The organism is Billgrantia sp. NRB1, assembly GCF_056921725.1.
Map to the genome: position 1 here is coordinate 2,438,241 of NZ_CM167783.1, position 22,218 is coordinate 2,460,458.

Annotated in this window: 18 protein-coding genes; 14 read left to right on the forward strand and 4 right to left on the reverse strand. The window is 62.9% G+C overall.

From position 1 onward, the window contains the following. The first annotated feature begins 287 nt into the window (after window positions 1-287). Complete coding sequence (locus ACZIYR_RS11110) at window positions 288-1,196, forward strand: LysR family transcriptional regulator (protein WP_483526732.1); 909 nt, start codon at window positions 288-290, stop codon at window positions 1,194-1,196. A 33-nt stretch (window positions 1,197-1,229) separates the two neighbouring features. Then, the gene (locus ACZIYR_RS11115; RefSeq protein WP_483526733.1) at window positions 1,230-2,585 is read left to right on the forward strand and encodes a hypothetical protein; all 1,356 of its coding nucleotides are present in this window, start codon (window positions 1,230-1,232) and stop codon (window positions 2,583-2,585) included. Between the two features lie 268 nt (window positions 2,586-2,853). Here the strand turns inward: ACZIYR_RS11115 and ACZIYR_RS11120 are convergent, their stop codons facing one another. After that, a complete protein-coding gene (locus ACZIYR_RS11120) occupies window positions 2,854-3,369 on the reverse strand; it encodes a zinc ribbon-containing protein (protein ID WP_483526734.1) in 516 nt (171 codons plus the stop codon). Window positions 3,370-3,579: 210 nt separating this feature from the next. Between ACZIYR_RS11120 and leuS the strand changes: the two genes are divergently transcribed. The 8 genes from leuS to ACZIYR_RS11160 all read left to right on the forward strand — a co-directional run bounded on the left by leuS (window position 3,580) and on the right by ACZIYR_RS11160 (window position 11,863). After that, entirely contained in the window at window positions 3,580-6,162 is a 2,583-nt protein-coding gene (gene leuS / locus ACZIYR_RS11125; RefSeq protein WP_473033846.1) for a leucine--tRNA ligase, read from the forward strand. Between the two features lie 26 nt (window positions 6,163-6,188). After that, window positions 6,189-6,680, forward strand: coding sequence for an LPS-assembly lipoprotein LptE (locus tag ACZIYR_RS11130; RefSeq protein ID WP_483526735.1), 492 nt, complete (start codon window positions 6,189-6,191; stop codon window positions 6,678-6,680). 214 nt (window positions 6,681-6,894) lie between these two features. After that, complete coding sequence (holA, locus tag ACZIYR_RS11135; protein ID WP_483526736.1) at window positions 6,895-7,953, forward strand: DNA polymerase III subunit delta; 1,059 nt, start codon at window positions 6,895-6,897, stop codon at window positions 7,951-7,953. A 92-nt stretch (window positions 7,954-8,045) separates the two neighbouring features. Then, window positions 8,046-8,576, forward strand: a complete 531-nt coding sequence (locus ACZIYR_RS11140) for a hypothetical protein (protein ID WP_483526737.1) — start codon at window positions 8,046-8,048, stop codon at window positions 8,574-8,576. Next, complete coding sequence (locus ACZIYR_RS11145; protein ID WP_483526738.1) at window positions 8,573-9,694, forward strand: GGDEF domain-containing protein; 1,122 nt, start codon at window positions 8,573-8,575, stop codon at window positions 9,692-9,694. Before ACZIYR_RS11140 ends, ACZIYR_RS11145 begins: the two co-directional genes overlap by 4 nt. Before the next feature lie 174 nt (window positions 9,695-9,868). Beyond that, on the forward strand, window positions 9,869-10,264 hold the full coding sequence (locus tag ACZIYR_RS11150; RefSeq protein ID WP_473033850.1) for a PA2779 family protein: 396 nt from the start codon (window positions 9,869-9,871) through the stop codon (window positions 10,262-10,264). A gap of 215 nt (window positions 10,265-10,479) precedes the next feature. Next, window positions 10,480-11,382 (forward strand): PA2778 family cysteine peptidase, encoded by a 903-nt coding sequence (locus ACZIYR_RS11155; RefSeq protein WP_483526739.1) that lies wholly within the window; start codon window positions 10,480-10,482, stop codon window positions 11,380-11,382. Window positions 11,383-11,422: 40 nt separating this feature from the next. Further along, entirely contained in the window at window positions 11,423-11,863 is a 441-nt protein-coding gene (locus tag ACZIYR_RS11160) for a DUF488 domain-containing protein (protein WP_473033852.1), read from the forward strand. Here the strand turns inward: ACZIYR_RS11160 and ACZIYR_RS11165 are convergent. Both ACZIYR_RS11165 and ACZIYR_RS11170 read right to left on the reverse strand, forming a co-directional pair. Next, a complete protein-coding gene (locus tag ACZIYR_RS11165; protein ID WP_483526740.1) occupies window positions 11,830-13,167 on the reverse strand; it encodes an O-antigen ligase family protein in 1,338 nt (445 codons plus the stop codon). The two genes, ACZIYR_RS11160 and ACZIYR_RS11165, sit on opposite strands and share 34 nt — an antisense overlap. A 143-nt stretch (window positions 13,168-13,310) precedes the next feature. Then, window positions 13,311-13,748 carry a low molecular weight protein-tyrosine-phosphatase gene (locus ACZIYR_RS11170; RefSeq protein ID WP_473033854.1) on the reverse strand — a complete coding sequence of 146 codons (438 nt, stop codon included), beginning with the start codon at window positions 13,746-13,748 and terminating at the stop codon, window positions 13,311-13,313. Between the two features lie 421 nt (window positions 13,749-14,169). Between ACZIYR_RS11170 and ACZIYR_RS11175 the strand changes: the two genes are divergently transcribed. The 4 genes from ACZIYR_RS11175 to ACZIYR_RS11190 all read left to right on the forward strand — a co-directional run bounded on the left by ACZIYR_RS11175 (window position 14,170) and on the right by ACZIYR_RS11190 (window position 19,958). Next, a complete protein-coding gene (locus tag ACZIYR_RS11175; RefSeq protein ID WP_483526741.1) occupies window positions 14,170-16,182 on the forward strand; it encodes a polysaccharide biosynthesis protein in 2,013 nt (670 codons plus the stop codon). Window positions 16,183-16,267: 85 nt separating this feature from the next. Then, on the forward strand, window positions 16,268-17,554 hold the full coding sequence (gene tviB / locus ACZIYR_RS11180) for a Vi polysaccharide biosynthesis UDP-N-acetylglucosamine C-6 dehydrogenase TviB (RefSeq protein WP_483526742.1): 1,287 nt from the start codon (window positions 16,268-16,270) through the stop codon (window positions 17,552-17,554). Continuing rightward, window positions 17,535-18,014: a lasso peptide biosynthesis B2 protein gene (locus ACZIYR_RS11185; protein WP_483526743.1), complete on the forward strand. Its 480-nt coding sequence runs from the start codon at window positions 17,535-17,537 to the stop codon at window positions 18,012-18,014. The genes tviB and ACZIYR_RS11185 overlap by 20 nt, the downstream gene beginning before the upstream one ends. A 6-nt stretch (window positions 18,015-18,020) precedes the next feature. After that, a complete protein-coding gene (locus tag ACZIYR_RS11190; RefSeq protein ID WP_483526744.1) occupies window positions 18,021-19,958 on the forward strand; it encodes an asparagine synthase-related protein in 1,938 nt (645 codons plus the stop codon). A gap of 309 nt (window positions 19,959-20,267) precedes the next feature. On the opposite strand, the gene ACZIYR_RS11195 is transcribed toward ACZIYR_RS11190, so the two are convergent. Next, window positions 20,268-22,088 (reverse strand): ABC transporter ATP-binding protein, encoded by a 1,821-nt coding sequence (locus ACZIYR_RS11195; protein ID WP_483526745.1) that lies wholly within the window; start codon window positions 22,086-22,088, stop codon window positions 20,268-20,270. Between the last annotated feature and the right edge of the window lie 130 nt (window positions 22,089-22,218).

Sequence of the window (22,218 nt, forward strand, 5' to 3'; positions counted from 1 at the left end):
AACCGCCGGCAGAGCCGGCCTCCCACCATCAAACCTGCCAAACATGTTCACGCTAAAGTGCGATGAACCCAATTTATTGCGCGACTGGAGGCCGCAGGCCTCCCGGCGGCCACTACCCAGGTGGGCCGACACCGCGGGCACCTGCCGGTGCCAGTCGTGATGCAAAGCATCCCTCCTACAGCGCCTGGCGCTCGGCGCTATGGGGCCAGTCTCCCGCCACTCGCCCATAAAATCAATTCATGTTATTTATTCATTGGATTCCATAAAGGAATACAAAGGAGCCCAGAGTGGATACCCAGAGCCTGCAGGCCTTCCTCGCCGTGGCCGATAGCGGCAGCTTCTCCCGGGCCGCCGAGCAGCTGCACCTGACTCAGCCGGCGGTGAGCAAGCGTATCGCCGTACTCGAGGAGCAGATCGGCGCCCGGCTGTTCGACCGCATCGGCCGGCGCGTCGGCCTCACCGAGGCGGGACGGGTGCTGCTGCCGAGGGCCCGCCAGATCCTGGTGATGGTGGACGACAGCCGCCGGGCGCTGGGCAATCTCACCGGCAATGTCGGCGGCAGCCTGACCCTCGCCACCAGCCACCATATCGGCCTGCACCGCCTGCCGCCGCTGCTCAAGGCCTACACCCGGGACCATCCGGAGGTCCGACTGGACCTGCATTTCCTCGACTCCGAGCAGGCCTATCAGGGCGTGCTCGACGGCGAGCTGGAGCTTGCCGTGGTGACGCTCGCCCCCCACCCGGACCCGCAGCTCGAGGCGGTGCCGGTATGGGTCGACCGACTCTGCTTCGTCTGCGCCGGCGACCACCCCCTGGCCGGGCGCGGTCGCCTCGCCCTGCATGAGCTGTGCGCCTTCGACGCCGTGCTGCCCGGCCCCATGACCTTTACCCGCACGCTCATCGAGTCGCGCTTCGCCACTACCGGCCTCTCGCTGCCGGTGGCACTCTCCACCAACTATCTGGAGACGCTGAAGATGATGACCGCCATCGGTCTGGGCTGGAGCCTGCTCCCCGAGCGCCTGGTCGCCGGCGAGCTACACGAACTGCAGGTGGAGCATCCCCCCATCCATCGGCCATTGGGCTATCTGGTGCACAAGAGCCGCACCCTCTCCAACGCCGCCCGGGCCATGCTGACCCTGCTGGATGAGGCGCGCGAGCCGGCGGCGAGGGATTCACCCGGCCGCGAAATTGGTTAGACTGCTTAGCATTTACCGCCTCCAGGCCACGCCATGCCCCGCCAGCTCAATGCCACGTCACCCGATACTCCGACACCGCCGCCGCCACGGACGCGCCACGCCCTGGCGGGCACGCTGCTGCTGCTGGGGCTGGTGACGCAGATCACGGGCTTCGCCGGGCTGTCTCCCTACCCCCACCTGGTCGGCTATGCGCTGTGGCTGGCCACGGCGCTGCTGTGGCGGGATATCCCGCGCCGCACCCGCTGGCAGTCGGGCGTCTTGGCCGGTATCGGGCTGGGGCTGCTGGTCATCGCCTGGCTGCGCTATGACGCCGCCATCGCCTGGCCGGCGATCCTCGACGGCAATACCTATGTGGTGGCCATGCTGCTGGGAGTGAGCTTCATCGGCCTGATCGGCAACCGCAGCGGCTCCTCGCGGCCGCTGGGGCGTGCGGTGACCGGGGTACGCGGCACGGCCGGTACCTGGCTGGGGGTGCACCTGCTGGGCACCATCCTCAACCTCTCGACGGTCTTCATGATCGGCGATCGCCTGGCGCGGCGCGCCCCGCTGACCACGCCCCAGCTGCTGGCACTGAACCGCGGCCTGTCCAGCGCGGCGCTGTGGTCGCCCTTCTTCGCCTCCATGGGGGTGGTGATGACCCTGGCGCCGAGCATGCAGTACACCCAGGTGCTGGCCGTGGGACTGCCGCTGGCCCTGATCGCCGGGATCCTGACCACGCTGGAGCTCTCCCGCCGCTTCGATCTCAGCGACACCGCGGGCTTTTCCCTGTCGCCGCGCAGCCTGCTGATGCCGGTGATCATGGCCGCGCTGGTCATGCTGTTTCACTACTGGCTGACGCCGACCCTCTCCATCGTCAGCATCATCACCTTCCTGCTGCCGGCCGTGGCGCTAGCCAGCAACCTGCCGACCGGGCCGCGCTGGACCCTGCGCCGGGTGCGCCAGCACACGCTGACGCGGCTGCCCGCCATGCGCGGCGAGGTGGCGCTGTTCCTCTCCGCGGGGCTCTTGACCCTGGGGCTGTCGAACCTGATCGCCGCGGCCACCGGCAGCGAGTGGACGCTGTTCGCCCGCTTCGGCGCCGGCGAGGCGATCGTCAGTTTCCTCGCCATCGTCGCCAGCGCCGTGGCGGGGCTGCACCCCATCATCGGCGTCTCGGTGCTCGCCTCGATGCTCGATCTCACCCCCGGCCAGCAGACCCTGTTCGCCTTCACGGCGCTGGCCTCCTGGGCGGTGGGCACCTCGGTGGGCCCGCTGTCGGGGATCAACCTCTCGCTGCAGGGGCGCTACGGCATCAGCGGCTACCGCATGATGCGCCACAACCTGGGCTACGCGGCCGTGATGACCGTCCTGGTGGTGCTAGCCATCGTGCTGCTGGCGGCCTGGTCATAAAGTAAGGTTCATCGGAGACTGGCGTGGACTTGCCCTGTGGGAGGGACGGTTCGACGCTTCGACTTCAGCTCGCGAAGTAGCGCGAAGCGCTACCCATGGGGCGCCTGCGGCGCCTTCGTCGAAGCGTCGAACCGCCGGCAGAGTCGAGACGTCGAACCGCAGCCTCCCACTATAAAACCTGCCAAACATGCTCACGCTAAAGTGCGAAGAACCATCCAAGAAGGAACTAAGGGGCAAGAAAGGGAGCCTTGCCCCTCGTACCTTGACGCTATTCCGAAACACGATAGAAGTAGCGGTGCCCGCACTTGTGACAGGGCTCGATGCGTGCCACCTGCTCGAGTTCCACCACGGCGTCGCAGTGCACGCAGGCCATGCGCCCCGGCACCGCCATCTCGCCCTCGCAGTAGTCGGCGCGGGAGGCCTCCAGGTCCTCCTCGAAGCGTAGCCGCTCGACCTTGCTGCGATCGGCAATGGAGAACAGCGATTCCACCACCTTGCGTGAGAGCTGATCGAGGTCGATGCCCAGCCAGGTGGCGACGCTGTGGCCACCGGCGTTCAGGTAGCGGCGCATATCGACCAGGTCGCGCTCCACCCAGGCACGCAGCAGCGCCAGCTCGTCCTTGGTGAATTCCTCCAGCTCGGCCTCGAACTCAACGGCATCGTCAAGCTCCTGCTGGAGGTTCTCCCAGGTCAGTTCCTTGGCCCCATCGCGGAGCCTGTCGAGCATGCGTTCATAGCCTTCGCGTAGACGATGTTCGCGATGCGGGTCGGGACGTTCACTCATGGCGATCTCCTTGCAACAGGCTTGCGGGCGGGTCGGGCATGGCCGGCCCCGCCGGTCTGGGGTATCCTTGGGTACCATTTAGACGACATGTCGCCGTCAGTTCAACGTTTTATCGCTCGAAAGCGATCAACGTCTGATGCCAGGCGCCCTCATTCGACTCGCGCAGTGCTCAGGTGCTGCGCCCGACGCTCAAGGTACTCTCGAAAACCGATGGACGCACAGTACAAGCCCTTTGAGATCGAACGCGACGCCCAGCAGTACTGGGACAAGAATCAGTGCTTCAAGGCGGTGGAAGACGCCAACCGCGAGAAGTTCTACTGCCTGTCGATGTTCCCCTATCCCAGCGGCAAGCTGCACATGGGGCACGTGCGTAACTACACCATCGGTGACGTGGTCTCCCGCTACCAGCGCATGCAGGGCAAGAACGTCATGCAGCCCATGGGCTGGGACGCCTTCGGCATGCCCGCCGAAAACGCCGCCATCCAGAACCGGGTGCCGCCGGCCGAGTGGACCTACGCCAACATCGACTACATGCGCGACCAGCTCAAGGCGCTGGGCTTCGCGTATGACTGGAGCCGCGAATTCGCCACCTGCGACAGCGACTACTACCGCTGGGAGCAGTGGTTCTTCACCAAGCTGGTGGAGAAGGGCCTGGTCTACAAGAAGATGGCCACCGTCAACTGGGACCCGGTCGACCAGACGGTGCTGGCCAACGAGCAGGTGATCGAGGGGCGCGGCTGGCGCTCCGGTGCGCTGGTGGAGCGCAAGGAGATCCCGCTGTGGTTCCTCAAGATCACCGACTATGCCGAGGAGCTGCTCGCCGACCTGGACAAGGTGGAGTGGCCCGAGCAGGTCAAGACCATGCAGCGCAACTGGATCGGCAAGTCCCGGGGCGTGGAGATGGACTTCGACATCGCCGACCACAACGGCGAGGCGCTCGAACCGCTGCGCATCTACACCACCCGCCCCGACACCCTGATGGGCGTCACCTACATGGCGGTGGCCGCCGGCCACCCGCTGGCCAGAGCCGCCAGCGAGGGCAATCCCGAGCTCGCCGCCTTCTGCGAGGAGTGCGCCCACGGCGGCACCTCCGAGGCGGAGCTGGCGACCATGGAAAAGAAGGGCATGGACACCGGCTATCAGGCCATCCATCCCATCAGCGGGCGCCGGGTGCCGGTCTATGTGGCCAACTTCGTGCTCATGGAGTACGGCACCGGCGCGGTGATGGCGGTGCCCGGCCATGACCAGCGCGACTGGGAGTTCGCCACCCAGTACGGCCTGCCCATCGAGGCGGTGATCGCCGACGAGAACGGCCAGGCGCCGGATCTCTCCGAGGGCGCCTACGTCGAGTACGGCCCCCTGATCCACTCCGGCGAGTTCGATGGCCTGGACTTTCAGGCGGCCTTCGACGCCATCGCCGAGCGGCTTCGCGAGCAGGGCCACGGCGAGGTCAAGACCAACTTCCGCCTGCGCGACTGGGGCGTGGCGCGCCAGCGCTACTGGGGCGCGCCGATTCCGGTCAAGTACGGCCCGGAGGGCCAGACCGTGCCGCTCACCGACGAGGAGCTGCCGGTGGCCCTGCCCATGGAGGTGACCGTGGACGCCACCGGCTCGCCGCTCAAGAAGATGCCGGAGTTCTCCGACCTCGGCGACGGCTGGACCCGCGAGACCGATACCTTCGACACCTTCATGGAGTCCTCCTGGTACTATGCGCGCTTCTGCTGCGCCGACAACCACGAGGCCATGCTCGACGAGCGCGCCGACTACTGGCTGCCGGTGGATCTCTATATCGGCGGCATCGAACACGCCATCCTGCACCTGCTCTACGCCCGCTTCTTCCACAAGCTGATGCGCGACTTCGGCATGGTGGACTCCGATGAGCCCTTCCAGCGCCTGCTCACCCAGGGCATGGTGATCGCCGAGACCTACTACCGTGAGACCGAGAACGGCGGCAAGGAGTGGTTCAACCCCGCCGACGTCGAGGTCAAGCGCGACGACAAGGGACGCCCGCTGAGCGCGGTGCTGATCACCGACGAGCGGCCGGTCGAGATGGGCGGCATCGAGAAGATGTCCAAGTCCAAGAACAACGGCGTCGATCCCCAGTCGATGATCGACCGCTTCGGTGCCGACACCGTGCGCCTGTTCATGATGTTCGCCGCCCCGCCGGAGCAGTCGCTGGAGTGGTCCGACGCCGGCGTCGAAGGCGCCCACCGCTTCCTCAAGCGCCTGTGGCGCCTGGTCAGCGAACACCTGGCCGCCGGCGAGCCGGGCGAACTCGACCTCGCAGCCCTGGACGAGCCCCAGCGTGAGCTGCGCCGCAAGACCCATGAGACCATCAAGAAGGCCAGCGACGACATCGGTCGGCGCACCACCTTCAACACCGCCATCGCCGCGGTGATGGAGCTCTCCAACGCCCTTGGCAAATTCGACGATACCTCGCCCCTGGGCCTGGCCGTGGCCCGGGAAGGGGTCGAGGCCTGCGTGCTGCTGCTGGCGCCGATCACCCCGCATGCCTGTCATGCTCTGTGGCGAGCGCTTGGCCACAATGAGCCGGCCATCGACGCCGCCTGGCCCAAGGTCGACGCGGATGCCCTGACCCGCGACACCATCGAGCTGGTGGTCCAGGTCAACGGCAAGCTGCGTGCCCGACTCGAGGTCCCCGCGGAGGCACCCAAGGCCGACATCGAGGCTCAGGCGCTCGCCGCCGAGAACGTCCAGCGCCACACCGAGGGCAAGACGGTACGCAAGGTCATCGTAGTGCCCGGCAAGCTGGTCAATATCGTGGTGGGCTGAGCCCTCGACGCCCCAGGGAGCGCCTCATGCAGCGACGCACCTTACTTGCTCTGGGCCTGAGCGGCACCGCCGCTCTCGCCCTCGCCGGCTGTGGCTTCCGGCTGCGCGGCTTCGACACTCCGGACACGGGGCTCGCGGAACTCGCCCTGGCCGGTCCCGACGGCCCCTTGGCGCAGCGGGTCGCCGAACGGCTCGAGGCCGCGGGCACCCGGGTCCACGACCCGGCCCCGCTGGTGCTCAATCTCGGCGCCGAGGCGATCCGCGAGCGCCAGCGCAGCGTGCTCAACAGTGGCTCTCGGGAACTCGAAAGCACTCTCACGGCCCCCTTCTCGGTCCAACGACGCTCGGATGGTGCCTACCTGCTCGACCAGCAGCAACTCGAGGTCAGCACGCAGTTCACCATCAGCGACGACAACCTCCTGGCGCAGGAAAGGCTCCGCGAGGAGGCGCATGAGCGGCTGCGCCGTGACGCCGCTCGCCAGCTACTCGAGCGCCTTCGCCCGCTCGCCGATTCATAAATAAGGCTCTTCGCAGACTGGCGTGAACTTACCCTGTGGGAGGGACGGTTCGACGCCTCGACTTCAGCTCGCGAAGTAGCGCGCAGCGCTACCCATGGGGCGCCTGCGGCGCCTTCGTCGAAGCGTCGAACCGCCGGCAGAGCCGGCCTCCCACCATAGAACCTGGCAAACATGTTCACGCTAAAGTGCGATGAACCATAAATAAGGGTCAGCCGTGAAAGTCTTCCCCGACAAGCTCCCCGAGGCATTGAGCAAGAAGCTGCCGCCGGTGGTGATCGTCGCCGGCGACGAGCCGCTGCAGCATATCGAAGCCTGCGACACCGTGCGCAGCGCCGCCCGTGCCCAGGGCATCGAGGAGCGCGAGGTGCTCCATGTCGAAGCCAACTTCGCCTGGAGCCGGCTGCGGGAAACCGCCGCCAGCCTGTCGCTGTTCGCATCAAGCAAGCTGATCGAGCTGCGCCTGGGCAGCAGCAGCCTCGGTCAGGAAGGCGCCAAGGCGCTCAAGGAACACGCCGAGCAGCTGCAGGGCAGCGAGGACGTGCTGCTGATCAGCATGGGCAAGCTCGACTTCCGCCAGCAGAAGAGCGCCTGGTTCAAGGCACTGGACCAGGTGGGCCTGTTCGTCCCCGTGTGGCCCGTGGATATCACCCGACTAGGATTCTGGCTGCGTGATCGTGCCGAGCGCCACGGCCTCACCCTCGACCTCGATGCCGCGCGGCTGCTCGGCGAGCGCACCGAAGGCAACCTGCTGGCCGCCGACCAGGAGCTGCAGAAGCTGGCGCTGCTGCTGCCCCCCAGCACCCGGGTCGGCCCCCAGCAGATCGCCGGCGGCGTGGAAAGCAGCGCCCGCTATGATGTTTTCACCCTGGTGGACGCCTGCCTCAAGGGCGAGCGGGCCCGAGTGTCGCGGATCATGGCCGGACTGCGCGGCGAAGGCGTGGAAGCGCCCATCGTGCTCTGGGCCCTGGCCCGGGAGCTGCGGATCCTGCTTTCCCTTCACCAGCACCTCGACCAGGGCCAAAGCTTCGATCACGCCTGCAAGGCTCAGAAACCGGCCATCTTCGACAAGCGCCGCCCCGCCTACCAGCAGGCCATCAACCGCCTGCCGCTGAAGCGGCTGCACAAGCTGCTGCTCTTCGCCCAGCGCCTGGATCTGGCCATCAAAGGTGCTAGCCCTCTCCCCACTTGGGACGGCCTTCACGACCTGGCCCTCACCCTGGCCGGTGGGCGCGGCCTGCTCGCCGAACTACCTTCCTCATACCGGGGCGGTTAACTGCCTGACCAAAAGCGTTTACTCTGCGTCACATCGCTGGCGTACAATCCTGCCATTATCCCACTGACGACAGCTGCCTGGGAGCCATCTGCATGAGCCGCCTTCTTCGCCTAACGCCCTCACCGGTCGCCCTGCTGGCCGGCCTGGTGGTAGTGATATCCACCATGCTGGCCACGCATGCCAGCGCGGCTACTCCCAGTGCCCTCGAGCCGTCTCAGGATGAGACGCCCATTCTCACGCTGCACAGCGATGGCGAGCGCTGGTCGGTCAGTCGCGCCGAAATCGAAGCGTCGCCCCTCTATGAGATCACGCTGCAGCATTTCGAAGGCCCCCAGGGGAGCTTCGCCGGCGTCTGGCTCGACGACTTTCTCGACGCCCAGGGTATCAGCGAGGTCGAGACGCTTCGGTTTATCGCGCACGATGACTACACCGTCTTCCTGAGCTCCGAAGACCGCGAGAATAAGCGCTACCTGCTCGCCACACGGCTGGATGGCGAGCCGTTAACGCTCACGGAGTTCGGCCCCAGCATGCTGATCGTCCCTGCCGATGCCGAGGCCGTTGAGGCCGGCACGGCCAGCATGACCCACTGGATCTGGTCAATCCGAGACATCCAGACCCAATGAATCAGCGCCAACACCTGGCCTTGAGGTGGCAACTGGCACTGGCCTTTACCCTCCTGGCAGGAATCTGCGCCCTGGCGATTGGCCTCTATGTGGTCAATGCGCGCCAGCACGTGGGAGCCAACTACACGGCGCTGGTGGCCGACGTCGTCCGTGCCCAGCAGCAACCCGTTCTCCTTCGCCATGCATTGGATCAACTGCACGAGCCCCACCAGAACGTGCATGAAGCACGCCTCGACAACCTGCTGTGGCGAATACCCCAGCATATCGAGGGCGTGACCTACGGGTTGAAAAGAAGTCAGCTTGACCCGGACGACTACCGGGTATCGCTCGACAGGCTGCAAGTCGTCGAAGAGCAGCTGCCAGAACTGCAAGCGCGAGTCGATGAGATGCAGTCCGGTGGAAGGTCGGAAGCACTGGTAAGTCTGGGTTACGCCATCGAAAACGATCTGGCACGAGCCTACAGCGAACTTAATGAGCTCATCCACACCGCGGCCGGCGAGCAGCGTCTCATCATGGAACGCCTGACGCTCGCCATCGCTGTGCTGGTGCTATTGGCGCTGCTGGTGGTCGGCGCCTTGATGCTGGCCCTTCTTCGTCTCAATCGACAGCGCGAAACCGTGGCACGCCTGAGCCAAATGGACGAGCTCACCGGACTTGGCAACCGTCGCCACCTGCTGGAAGCCGCTGAAGTGCTGCACCAGCAGAGCCGCCGCAACGGCCAGCCGCTGAGTATGGCGCTGCTGGACCTGGACCACTTCAAACGCCTCAACGACACCTATGGTCACCCGGCCGGCGACCGAGTGCTGGTCGCTTTCTCCAAGGCCCTGAAAGAAGAGACGCGCCAGGCCGATATCGTGGCGCGCATGGGCGGCGAAGAATTCTGCGTACTGATGCCCGATACGCCCGCCGATGGCGCCCTGCAGCTTGCCGATCGGATCCGGCAACGCGTCGCAGCCCTATCCCTCCAGGAGCTCAGCGTTTCGGCATCGATCACAGTTAGCCTTGGCCTCGCCACGGGGGATGGCGAGGGCTCGAACTTCGATAGCCTCTACTCGCGCGCCGACCGCGCCCTCTACCTGGCCAAGGCCAACGGCCGGAACTGCACGGAGGTGGGATAAGAACCAAAAGCCAAGAGCGCGCGGAAAATCGCATGCAAGGGCATGAAATTTCACGTCATTTCTGCCTATACTGCACGGGCATCGTGAGCGCAAGTTCCTTCAGCTCGGATCAGGATGCCGAGCGAGGATCATTCAGGAGCCGGAAGATCATTCGACAACAGTAAGGATTCCACCATGAAACGAGTCTGCCGTATTCTCAGCCCGCTGCTGATCCTCGCCCTGGTGCTGGGCAGCGTATCGGTGTCCGCCGCCCCGCTCGCGCCGGGCAGCGACCTGATCTCCACCCAGGAGGCCCTCTCGACTGAGCGTGCCGATGCGGACCGTGAGCGGATTCACGAGATTCTCGCTCGCGACGACGTACAGGCACAGCTGCTGGCCCAGGGCGTGGATCTGGCCGAAGTCGAGGCGCGTGTGGCCGCCCTGTCCGATCAGGAAGCCCGCCAGATGGCAGACCAGCTCGAAGAGATGCCAGCCGGCGCCAGCGTGGTCGGCGCCCTGTTTGCCGTCTTCGTCATCCTGCTGGTCACCGATATTCTCGGTCTGACCAATGTCTTCCCCTTTACCCGCTGAGCGGGGAAGGTGATGACAACACGCCGAATCTGGCGCTCGTGGAACGCCCGCTCTGCGGGCGTTCTCCTGTTAGGCTTTGTCCGAAAAGTCGGCGAGCGAAGGCCAGACAAGGCAAAAATCGGCGAAAAGACGGAGTTTACGGGGTGTAAATGAGTACTTTGAGCCTATTTTTAACGCCGTATGGTCGAGCGCAGCCAGTTTTCAGACAGAGCCTAGTGCTGCTGCTATTCACCCTGGTCGGCTGTGCCAGCCCCCCGCAGCTGGCCGAGAGCACCCAAGAGCGTCTTCCTCACCAGGTGATGCTGAATGACATCCCCTTCCATGCCCAGCGCGACTACCAGTGTGGTCCTGCTTCGCTAGCCATGGTGCTCAACGCCCAGGGCGTGGACGTCACCGTCGACACCCTGATCCCCCAGGTCTTCATGCCGGGCCGGGAGGGAAGCGTCCAGCCGGAGATGCTCGCCACCGTGCGCCGCCACGGCCACATCCCCTTCGTGCTGGACAACCGCTTCGATGCCCTGCTGACCGAGCTTGCCGCCGGGCAGCCGGTGGTGGTCATGCAGAACCTGTCGCTGCCCGCCTGGCCCATGTGGCACTACGCCGTAGCCATCGGCTATGACCGTGACGCCCAGACGATGACCCTGCATAGCGGCGAGGAGCCCGAGCGCATCGAGTCCTTCCGCCGCTTCGATGCTACTTGGTCTCGCAGCAACCGCTGGGCCTTCGTCGCGCTACCGCCGGGTGAGCTACCTGAAAGCGTGACAGAAGATCGCGCGCTCGAGGCGATCGCCGATTTCGAGCAGGTGCAGGGGGGACAGGCCGCTCTCCCCGCCTGGGAGACCTTGGTAAGCCGCTTCCCGACCTCGGCCATGGGACACTTCGCCCTGGGCAACGCCCGCCATGGGCAGGGGGATACCGAGGGCGCCATCGAGGCGTTCCAGCTCGCGGTTGATACCCGCCCCGAACTCGCCGTCGCCTGGCTCAATCTTGGCCTGATCCATCGCACCCAAGGGGACTACGACGCCGCCCAGCGCGCCCTATCGCAGGCCGCCGAGCTTCCCGGCGACTGGCAAGAGCGAGCGAGGGACGCACTGGAAGGGCTAGCAAAACGCCACTGACATGCGCCATGCTAGCGACATGGTCAAGGGAGGTTTTCGCGTGTCTTACGAGATCATTCTCAAGCGTATCTACAGCCCCGACGAGCCGGAAGACGGGGCAAGGATACTGGTCGATCGGCTGTGGCCACGCGGCAAGCCACGCGAGAGCCTGGCACTCACCGACTGGTACCGAGACGCCTCGCCGTCGCCGCTGCTGCGCCGTCAGTACCATCAGGGCGAGATCAGCGCCGGGGTTTTCGCCACCCGCTATCGGGGCGAGCTGCGCGACCATCCCGAGAGCCTTATCCCGCTGATGCGCCACGCCCGCCGCGGGCGGCTGACCTTGCTATCGGCGGCGCGCCACCTGGACGACTCCCACCTGCCGATCCTGCGCGATATGCTGCTTCATCGCCTGCACGCGGAGGACGCCGCCGACCTGGAGCCGGCCTCACCGCCGTGTTTCGCCCATCAGCTCGACTCACCCGATAGCCCACGATCATAGCACCGGCCGAATGGCTGGCCTTGCGACGCCTCATAGGCGCGCAGGGCCACCCAGCAGGCGATGCACAGCCCCAGATAACCGCTCAGGCCGCGCACATCGCGCAGCATCGACTGAGTCAGACCGAAATCGAAGAACGCCACCGGCACCATCATGCCCGCCGCAGCCAACACCTGCAGGCCCGGGTCTGCTCCAGGCCTGCGCAGCCGTCGCCAGCACAGCCACAGCGGCACAGCATAGAGCAGCAGCAGCCCACCAAGCCCCACTATGCCCCGCCGCGCCAGGGTATCGATCATGTCACTGTGGAGCTGATCGTGTCGCGCGACCGCCGGGGGCAGCCTGCCTTCCGCTACCAGGCCCTGAATCGCCAGTTCCAGGCGTCCCTCACCAAAGCCCAGCAGGGGGCTTTCCCGGGCCAACAAGATACCGCCTCGCCACATCTCCAGGCGTGTGCCCACTGAGTTGCCTTGCGTCTCCCCCTGCCAGTATTGCTGGGCACTGCCCACCGCCGACCCCACCCGCTGACCCACTCCGCTTTGGGGTACCGCCGCTGCCACCAGCAACCCTATCACCACCAGCCCCGCCACCCCGTAGCGCCAGCCCGGCGGCACCAGATCCCTCGCCGCTCGGTAGGCCAGCAGCAGTAGCAAGGGCAAGGCAATCCAGCCGCCGCGGGTCCCGGACAGCAGCGAGCCGAGCATGCCGGCCATGGCGGCCAGCAGCGCCAGCATCAGCAGGGCCCGGTTTCGCGGATAGCCGCGACGCAGGCACCAGAGCGCCGCCAAGAGCGCCAGCGTGCCCAGCAGCAGCGACAGATTGCCGAAGGGAATGGCATTCATACTGTTGCTTGCACGCGACCTGCCCAAGATCAAACGCTCGTAGAGGGCGATGGCACCGGCGCCAAGGGCTCCACTGCACACCGCCCACCACAGCACCCGCGGGCTCGGCGGATAGCGCAGCAGCCAAACCAGCAGCGCCGCCGCCACCAGCGGCCACAGTGGCAGCAGCAGCCCCTGGTTGCCCCCTCCCACGGGCCAGTGCCCGGTCCGCCAGACATCCAGCAGCCAAAGCCCTCCATAGATCAGCATGGCCAGCATAAGCCAGCCGTCATCCCGTATGAATCCCGGCAGGCCTGACTGCACTCGCTGCGCCCTGCGGCGGTCACCGCTCAGCCAGGTGACTACGCTACCCACACCCATGACCGCAAGCGCCAGCAACGGCACCACGGCATAGGCCAGCTGGGCAACGATCAATAGCGCCACAAAGGCAAAAAGCAGCACCGCATTGGCACGATTCCAGAGACTCAACGACCCATTCCTTGCTCCCCGGCGAAGCCGGCTCTCCACGAAACGACCATGCCTCATGTTCTTCACGATTGAGGCGTCAGCGTCAGTATCAATGGTCCAGGCACACTTCGATAGGCTTGCACATTAAACTCAACCCAGGGCCCTCAGAGCTTTTCTCCCCAGGCATCAGCGGCTTCCCTGAGCCGTTGATGAACCTGTATGAAAGTCTCGCGATTCTTGCCGTAGGGGTCGGGAATTTCTCGGCACTGCGCCTCATCGAGCCAGTGGCCAAGCAGCAGGGTCTTTCCGAGCACCGTCGCTGCGAGATGACCGACCGCACGGCGCTGCCCATCGCTCATGACCAGGATCAGATCGGCAGCTTGCAGCATGTCAACGGTGACTTGCCGCGCTTGATGAGCAGCGACATCCAGGCCATCGGCTTCGGCCAACTGTCGGGCTGTCGGCTCCACGCCGCATCCGACCAAGGCACCGAGACCCGCCGACTCGATGTGCTTGCCAGGCAGTCGCTGCTTGAGTAGCGCCTCACCTACCGGACTGCGGCAAATATTCCCGGTACAGACGACCAGGATGTGCTGAAACATGGTGTCGCGTTCTCCGTGCAAATCGTTACAGCCATAATATTATTACTCCAGCCTGAGCACCAAGGACCCTCTATCTGTCAGTGTAGTTGTCCCCCAAACCAACTGAGGAGTGACCAGCACTTGTTGATGCCGCATTTTTCTATTTGCCTACCAAAGAAACCCTTACGACCTCATAGTTCTCTATTACGCCTATATGGATGAGACCATCTCATCATTCTCATGAGATCCCTCCTCTCCCCACGTCAGTCAATACCGTTATGGCAAATTCATGAAAATCATGTTGGGCAATATCCCAATGTCTCTTAGCCTTAAGAGCACTGATTACAAAAAATGACACAGCACTTTCAAAAAGATTCTCAATAACGAAAAAACAGGCCGGACGGCCAAATATTCCTACGCATGGACATACCGGGGAGCATTGATGGGACGAATGCTTGCGCAAGCCTTCCGCTTGCATCGCAGGGTCAAACGCATGATACAAATTCTGGCCGACATCTTTCTGTTGTCGACCAGTTTTATCTTGGCGGTAATCCTCAAGTCAGATAGCTTATCGGCCCTTACGGAGCCACAGGTATGGCTCGCCCTGGTGCTGGCCCTTCCTGTCACCCTTCTTATCTTTATTCGCCTAGGATTGTATCGTGCCGTTATCCGCTACATGAGCCTTCGCGCCCTACACACCCTGGTGATGGGTGTGAGCCTTTCGGTTGTGATACTGCTCCTGGCCGGGCAACTCACGGGTCTTAGCTTGCCGCCGTCGCTATTGATCATCTATGGCATTCTCGCCATGCTCCTGGTCGGCGGCGTTCGCTTTTTTCTACGCAGCCTCTATCGACACCAACTAATGCGTTACAAGACCCGCGTCATCATCTATGGCGCCGGAGCCGCGGGATCCCAGCTAGCCAATTCACTGCGCCAGGGAAGCGAGTATGTTCCCGTGGCCTTCGTGGACGACTGGCGTGGTATGCACGGCACACAGGTGGAAGGACTGTGGGTCTACCCGGCCAGCAAGCTGCCAGAGTTGGTCGACAGCCACGAAGCCGAGCGCGTCCTGCTTGCCATGCCCAGCGTACCGCGCAGCCGGCGCCGGGACATTCTCAAAGCGCTTGCCCCCCTGGATGTTCCGATTCTCACTGTCCCTGGCACCGAGGATGTGGTCAGTGGCCGAGCCCAGATTCAGGATATCCGTGATGTCGCCGTGGAAGACCTGCTTGGGCGCGATCCGATCCCCCCCAGGCAGGACCTGCTGGATGCCAATATCCGGGACAAGGTGGTCATGGTCACCGGTGCCGGCGGCTCAATAGGCTCAGAGCTGTGCCGCCAGATCTTGCGGCAACGTCCGCGGCGACTGCTGCTGGTGGACAGCTGCGAATACTCCCTCTATGCCATCGAATCGGAACTAAAGCAGCTCGCCAGCCTGGAGAGCCTGCCCAGCGTGACCGAGCCGCTGCTCGGCTCGGTACAGCTGCGCGGCCGCCTGGAGAGCGCCATGCGCGCCTTTCGCGTACAGACGCTCTACCACGCCGCCGCCTATAAACACGTCCCCATGGTGGAGTACAACGTGCTCGAAGGCGTGCGCAACAATGTCTTCGGCACCCTGGAAACCGCCCGTGCCGCCCTGTCGTCAGGGGTCGAGACCTTCGTACTGATCTCGACCGACAAGGCGGTCCGCCCCACCAATGTGATGGGCACGACGAAACGCCTGGCAGAGCTCATCTGCCAGGCGTTATCGCGGACTCAACAGCACACACGCTTCTGCATGGTGCGTTTTGGCAACGTGCTGGGATCATCGGGCTCGGTGATCCCCCTGTTCCGAGAACAGATCGCCCAGGGCGGGCCCATTACCGTAACCCATGAGGCGATCACTCGCTACTTCATGACCATTCCCGAAGCCGCCACGCTTGTCCTTCAGGCCGGAGCCATGGGCAAGGGAGGCGATGTCTTCGTCCTCGATATGGGCAGCCCGGTCAAGATCGCTGAGCTCGCCAGGGAAATGGTGAGACTGTCAGGGCTTGAAGTGAAGGATGACGACAATCCGGGCGGGGATATCGAGATTCACTACACCGGACTGCGGCCCGGCGAGAAGCTCTTTGAGGAACTGCTGGTTGGGGAGAACGTCACCGCCACACCCCATCCCCGTATCCTGAGCGCCCGGGAAAGCTGCTGGCAATGGCCACGCCTCGAGGCGCTACTGGAGCGACTCAGTGCGGCGACCGAAAAAGGCGATCTGGACGGAATTCGGAACATTATGCTCGAGGCCCCGGCGGCCTATTCGCCCCAGGGTCCCATCGTCGACTTGATCTGGAAAGAACATGACCAACGCCCCGTCAAGCCCGTTCAGGTCTCGGTGCAGCACGACTTGAAGGCCCAGCCCCTGAGCGATACAGAAGAGCTCTTGAAAGCCGCCACGGTATCCCTGTTCAAGGGCCCTCACTAGGCATGGTGAACTCACTAGGAGTGGCGAATAAGGCGCTGATGGCGCGGCATCCTCGATGGGGAAGATTCGATAAGGATGGCCAGTGATGAAGATAAAATTCAGCCTGGAAGGTGTCAAGGTGGCCATCATTGGCCTAGGCTACGTCGGATTGCCGCTGGCGGTGGAATTCGGCAGGCGACACCCGACGCTCGGCTTCGATATCAATGCCAGGCGCATTGCCCAACTGCATGACGGCATCGATACCACCCTGGAAGTCGAGCCCCAGCTGCTTCGCCAGGCCAGCCAGCTGAGCTTCACCAGCGATGTGAACGCCCTGCACAATTGCAATGTGTATATCGTCACCGTGCCGACGCCCATCGACCACCAGCGATGCCCCGATCTGGCGCCACTGGTCAAGGCCAGCGAGACCATCGCACAGGTGCTATCCCGGGGCGATGTGGTCATCTTCGAATCGACCGTCTATCCGGGTGCCACGGAGGAGGTGTGCATTCCCGTGATCGAGCGGGCCTCGGGGCTGACCTACAATAGCGACTTCTTCGCCGGGTACAGCCCCGAGCGCATCAACCCCGGCGACAAGGAACATCGTGTCACCACCATCCGCAAGGTGACATCAGGCTCGACGCCGCGGGTCGCCGATTTCGTGGACGACTTGTATGCCTCGATCATCACCGCCGGCACCTTCAAGGCCAGTTCGATTCGCGTAGCCGAGGCGGCCAAGGTCATCGAAAACACCCAGCGTGATGTCAATATCGCCCTGATCAACGAGCTGGCGATGATCTTCAACCGCCTGGGGATCGACACCGAAGAAGTGTTACAGGCGGCCGGCACCAAGTGGAACTTCCTGCCCTTCCGCCCGGGCCTGGTGGGCGGCCACTGCATTGGTGTCGACCCCTACTATCTGACCCACAAGGCCCAGCAGGTCGGCTACCATCCCGAGGTGATCCTCTCGGGGCGGCGTATCAACGATGGCATGGGTGCCTATGTGGCGGGTCAACTAGTCAAGCAGATGATCAAGCAGCGCATTCAGGTCCAGGCGGCCCGGGTGCTGGTGATGGGTCTCACCTTCAAAGAGAACTGTCCGGACCTGCGCAATACAAGGGTCACCGATATCATCCACGAGCTGGACGATTTCAACGTCAGGGTCGATGTGTACGATCCCCACGCCGACAAGGACGAAGCCCTGCACGCCTATGGCATCAACCCAGTCGATCAGCCCGAGCCGGGCGCCTACGACGCGATGATTCTCGCTGTGGCCCACCGGGATTTTGCCGATCTCGGCACCGCGCGGATCCGCAGCTGGGGAAAACCACAGCACGTGCTCTATGATCTGAAGTACATGTTGAAAAATGGCGATGCAGATCTACGGCTTTAAACAGCTCACTGCGTTTCGACGGCTTCACCGCCGTCGGCAGATGGTTCTGCTGGAATGCGCTTGCCTCTTGGCCTTGGCCTGGTTCCTGGTTACAGCGCTTCCCTTTCGGTTCTGGTCGCGCTGGCTGGGGACACCGCTACCGGGTGAAGTGGCGCCGGCAGCGGGCGGTGATCACGGTGTGACGGACATTCGCTGGGCCATCCTGACGCTCAACCGGGTTGCGAATGGTCATTTCACCTGCCTGATGCAGGCCATGGTCGCCCAGTGGATGTGCAATCGTCGACGTATCGCCAGCAGCCTGGTACTCGGGACTCGGCAGGAACCAGGCCCAGACAAATGGCCGATCATGAAGGCACATGCCTGGCTGAGGGTCGGTGAAATAACCGTGCTGGGCGAGCACGGAGGCCAATACACTGCGGTGACAAGCTTCGTCAACAACACCCGGTCATTTGAGGACTGACTTACCGTGAGCGCGATCCTGGGACGTATCCACTTTTCCGGCCAGACCGTCGATCCACGCGGGTTCGACGCGTCGCTATCCGCCCTGGATGCCTATGGTCGAGAAGGTTCGAGCTCCTGGATTGAAGGCCCCATCGCTCTGGGTCATCAACATCTCGCCATCACCCCCGAGTCGTACCAGGAGGCCCAACCTTTGGTTCAGGATGGACTGGCAATCGTCGCCGATGCCATCCTCGACAACCGCGATGACCTCTGCAATCAACTCGCCATCGAGCGCAGTAAGCGCCGAGATATGCCCGATAGCCAGCTAATCTTGCACGCTTACCGCCGCTGGGGTGAGCGCTGCGTCACTCGACTGGCTGGTGATTTCGCCTTCGCCATCTGGAACGCTGGGGAACGCGAACTCTTCTGTGCCCGAGACCATATCGGTGCCCGACCTCTCTATGTCTATCGAGAGCACGAACGCCTGCTTTTCGCCACTGATATCCGCAGCTTTCTGGCCTTCCCTGATATCAGCTTTTCCATTGATGAATCGCGGGTTGCCAGCTTTCTGGTGTGGCCGTTGAATCCAGATGATCACGGTTTCTTTCATTATGTCCAGCCGTTGATGCCGGGTCATTACCTTATAGCCACCCCTCGGCGCTTCGAGATGACGGCCTATTGGCAGCCGCTGGATGTGCCAAGTATCCGTTATCCGCGCCGAGAAGCCTACGCTGAACATTTGCGTGATCTGCTGGAAGAGGCCGTCGCTTGTCGGCTTCGAACTCAAGGCCCTATTGGCTCTCACCTCAGTGGCGGCCTTGACTCCTCCGGCCTGACGATTCTCGCCAGCCGTTTGCTGCGCCAAGATGGGCATCAGCTAGACCGATGCTACACCTGGTCACCACCGATTTCAGAGCGCTATCCACTACCGGCCCATTCGCGTGACGAGCGACAAGTCATCGCAGATATCTGCCGTCAAGAGCAGCTAATCTGCCACTATGGCACTGCAACCGGACGCGACTACCGCGACTTCCTGACTCGAGATATCGCCGTGGAGGGCACCACTGACCTGTACGAGGAACTGCCGGTGATGTCGCATGCCGGGCAGCGCGACACTCGCGTGATGCTTTCCGGCTGGGGCGGCGATGAATCGGTCACCTTCAATGCCCGCGGCTATGCCGCTTACCTGCTCAAGCGAGGGCAACTGTTGCGACTGATGGCCATGGCACGCCATGCTGCGAGGGGGCTACGCCATCCAGGGCGCATGCTAACTTTCCTGTGGCACAAGGCCATGCTCCCGCTGATGCCTGACGCCTTCTATGACCGCTTCACCCCCTATTTAACCACCTCTCGGATCGAGCACTTCATTCATTCGGACCTGATGACCCGCTTTCCGGGAGTCAAGGAACACCGCATGCTAGCCTGGCGCGATGTTGCCGATCCCAGGCAAGTACAGGCCATGCTGCTACAAAACGGCCACTTGGGGAGCCGCATGGCGACTTGGGCACACTGGTCGGCCCCGCACGGGCTGATCTATCGCTATCCGCTGACGGACATCCGCCTGCTGCGCTTTACCCTGGCCCTTCCCCCGGAACTGCTATGGCACCGGGGCGCGACGCGCATTCTCTACCGAGAGGCGCTCAGCGACCTGTTGCCCAAGCCGCTCAGCAAGCACGATAACACCAACGAAGGGAAACGCCTTGAGTGCCGCGTGGAGTGCTGGAAGCTACTGCTGGCGGAAGAAGTGCAACATGGCCAGCTTCATCAACAATGCCCTTGGCTGGATTCTCACGCAATTCATAGCCGGATTATTGACGTTCCCCAGCAGTTAAATTCCAAAGATTCCATGAAGTTTTTTCCTTTACAATCGGCCTTGAGGGCCTGGAGTCTATGGCGAAGGTATGAATTTTCTCATGAACAGAGCTCACGGCTTGACAGCTGCCAATCAGTCACTCATTCTTAAAAAGCGACCATGCAGGCTCCTTGAGTTGGTATGCCGCCATCCAGCAAGCAGGTGGAACGGAGGTTTCGCTGATGAATAGCTCATTAACATCCTCTCAGAGCAGGGCTCAGTGGATTACACCGCAACTCAGTCGAATGTCGGTTGACGAGACGCTATCCGGCGCTCCTGACGCGCAAGGGGAGGCCAATTACCAAGCACCTGAATGGTCCAATGAAAAAGTGCCAGGTGGCTCCTAGGGATCTTATTCATCTGCGGCCTATTGAAGAATGAATCCTCTTAACCTTCAGCGACATCGCTGAAGGTCTTTCCTTATGCCCCCACTTCCCGATAGTGGTGCGCCTGACGACTAAACAGGTCGCAATATATTCCCTCCTTTTGCATTAGTTCATCGTGCGTGCCCGCCTCTCGGATCACGCCCCGATCGAGCACATAGATATAGTCGGCCATGCGCACCGTCGACAGCCGATGACTGATCACCAGCGCTGCACGGTGATCGATGCGCTCCCTAAAGCTCTCGAACAGTTCAAACTCCGCACCAGGGTCGAGGGCGCTGGTCGGCTCATCGAGGATGATCACGCTAGAGCGGTGCATGAAGGCTCGAGCCAAAGCAATCTTCTGCCATTGACCGATGCTGATCTCCTGACCATCATCAAACATTCGGCTCAAAGGGGTATCGTAGCCGGCCGAAAGCGCCTGGATGAAGGGATCGGCACCGGCCTTAACCGCAGCCTCCCTAATCGATGCAGACTTGGGGGGCTGCAAGATATCACCAAAGCGAATGTTTTCACGTGCAGTGGTCGCATAGCAGCCGTAATCCTGGAAGATTACGCTGAACAACCGCCGGCACGCTTCCAGGCCATACTCTCGAATATCGACCCCATCGAGGGTGATTCGACCGGTCGTAGGGTCATAAAGTCGGCAGAGAAGCTTAATCAGTGAGGTCTTGCCAGAGCCATTGGCACCGACCAGCGCGACGATCTGACCGGGCCGGATGCTCAACTCGATGCCACTGAGCACAGGGTTATCGGTCCCTGGATAGCGAAACGAGACGTTGTCGAAGCGAATGCCTTCGCGTAGTGGATTCGGTATTGGCAGCGGATGCTCAGGGTCGGCGATAACCGGACGAATATCAAGAAACTCGAAAAGCAAGCCGACGTAAAGATGGTCTTCGTACAGCTTTCCGATCTGCTGCACCAATTCCTGTCCCATCGACTGAGCCCGCTGAAAGATCAGCAGGAAGAGCACCAGATCGCCGACGCTGTTGCGCCCTTCGGCGGTCTGCCATGCCAGATAGCCCAGGGCAGCGAAGAAAGCCAGGGTGGCCATACTGGCTACGCTCAGCTCGACCTGTGTCCGGCGCCGGGTGATCGACAAGCGTTCGCGACGGATCAACCCGCGTAGCTCCGCATATTTCTCCCTCAGGTGGTCACCGAGCTGATTGAGGCGAAGCTCCTTGGCATTGATATCGGAGGTCAACAACCAATCGAGATAACCGGCGCGACGCTCAAGCTGGGTTCGGCGACGCTGCCAGTCGTAGAGGTAGCGGGTGAAGTGCAGCCGAACCAGCAGCGCCGGTACGATGGCGATCAGCAACACTGGCAACAACAGCCAGTTAATGGTCACGATCAACACCACGACCGCCACCAGCATAAGGCTGTTCTTGATCAGCATCATCAGGTTGGCAACGACCTGCACCGGTCGCTGGTTTCCAGCCTGTCGGGCACGCTGCAGCGTGTCGAAGTAGCGCGGACTCTCGTAGAAGGCCAGATCGGCCCGTACCGCACGCAGATGGATTTCCCGGTCGATATGGTCGGCCACCAGCAGCCCCTGAGCTTCCCGGGCCAGACTCGCCAGGCCCCGGGTCGCCAAGAACGCCAGGGTACTGCCACCGGTAAGGGCCACATACCACAGGACCGCGTGAATCCCGTCGGCAGCTGCCTCGGCGCCTAGCAGTTCGGTAACCACATCAACCAGTTGCTTGATCAGGTAAAGGACGACCAGCCCGAACGCCACCTCCAATGCCATCAGCAAGGTGCTCAGCAGCGTCCACTTGCGGCTGCTCTGCCAGAGCAGCGGCAGGATTCGGCGTAGCATACTCAACGGTGCAAGCAGCTTGTGGAGGGGCGTCATAAGCTAGGGATCCGCGAGGCGTTCACGACGGAAACCTTGTTGCACCATGTGCCACGCCATCCCACTCGTGGAGCGCCTTGACAAGGATCGGTTGATGAACCATGCTCATATTGTAACAATAGGTAACTTG